1 pseudogene is annotated in these 428 nt (G+C 63.3%); it reads left to right on the top strand.

The features are described 5' to 3' along the window. Positions 1–32 precede the first annotated feature (32 nt). A pseudogene (locus D7Y04_RS42870) lies at positions 33–428 on the top strand (hypothetical protein); the annotation flags it as partial.

Here is a 428-nt window from a genome sequence, read left to right as displayed (position 1 = left end):
AGGGCATTCCATACGGCGACGCGAGTACGTACATGGGCAGTTTCCCGTCGGATAACTACAACCTCCCGCAGCTCCACTGGCTGGGATGGACGAAGAAGCAGGACCTCGTCAATGTCACCTCGGCCATCGCCAATGGTGCCACCTCCACGGTCACCCTCCGCCCGGTGGGGACCAATGCCGAGCTGGCCGGCGACCTCCCGCTGGGCGCGGTCTGGGATATTCCCGGCACCGAGCCCAAGGAGCGGTTGTTCATCTCGGTGCCGAAGTCACGCCTCAACGCCACGAATGACATCGAGGGGGGCACGGTGATTGTGTACCGCTCTCCCACCTGTGAGAACTGCACGGGCATGGCGATGAAGTCGACGACGAAGGGGCGGTTCAACGCCAAATCCGTCAATGAGCATGCGCTCGGCGGCCTGCGCCTCAAG

The organism is Corallococcus sp. AB038B (assembly GCF_003668955.1).
Classification (GTDB): Bacteria; Myxococcota; Myxococcia; order Myxococcales; family Myxococcaceae; genus Corallococcus; species Corallococcus exiguus.
Note: the sequence above shows the minus strand (reverse complement) of the source record. Positions and strands in the feature narration are given on the sequence as shown.